Annotated in this window: 1 protein-coding gene; it reads right to left on the minus strand. The window is 63.8% G+C overall.

Annotated features, from left to right (window positions below):
* On the minus strand, window positions 1-745 hold a 745-nt coding region (locus tag EN991_RS38490; RefSeq protein ID WP_164769776.1), incomplete at both ends, for an MFS transporter.

A 745-nucleotide genomic window follows, 5' to 3' on the forward strand; every position in this document is an offset into this window, starting at 1 on the left:
GGCATAGGTCGAAACGATGCCGATGCCGATGACGGGCAAGGCGTTGCCGACAAAGCAGCAGATGAAGAAGCTGGACACCACTTCGGCGCGACGATCCTTGGGCGCGATCTCGTTCACCACTTGCAGGCCGCCACGGTAACCAAGCGCCGCCGCAACGCCGCAACAGGCCGTCGCAGCAACCATCAGTGCCATCGAGGCCAATATCTGCGCCGCCATCACCAACGAGACGCTTGGGATCATCAATGCCAGCGCAGCCAGCATCGCCTTGTTGCTCTTCATGTGCATCAGAACGACAATGCTGATCGCGGTGACGATCGCCAGCTCGAAGAACAGCGCGCCGGCGACGGCATGGTTGGTCTCATGCAGCTGCTGCGCCAGGATGCTCGGCGCCAACGCGGCGTAGAACCCGACCAGCGCCATCGCGCCGAAGCCGGTCACCGCCGGCGCGACGAAGCGCGCACGGATTTCCTCCGGGACGGAAAGTCGCGGCCGCAAGGAGATCCGCCCGAGGCCGCCCGGCTTCGACACCGTTTCGCGAGTGCGCCAGACCAGGATCGTCACCACCACAAGTGCTGCCAGATAGACGATGAAGATCAGCCGCAACGGCCATGGCTCGTATTCAGCCAGAAATCCCGAAATCAGTGCGCCGAGGCCGAGGCCGAGGAAGTTGGTGCTGGTGGCAATCACACTGGCGCGCGACTTGTCCGCGCCGGGAAGAAGCTCGGCAATCCACGCGGTTCCGGTC

The sequence above is a fragment of the Mesorhizobium sp. M7A.F.Ca.US.005.03.2.1 genome (assembly GCF_003997795.1).
Lineage (GTDB): Bacteria > Pseudomonadota > Alphaproteobacteria > Rhizobiales > Rhizobiaceae > Mesorhizobium > Mesorhizobium ciceri.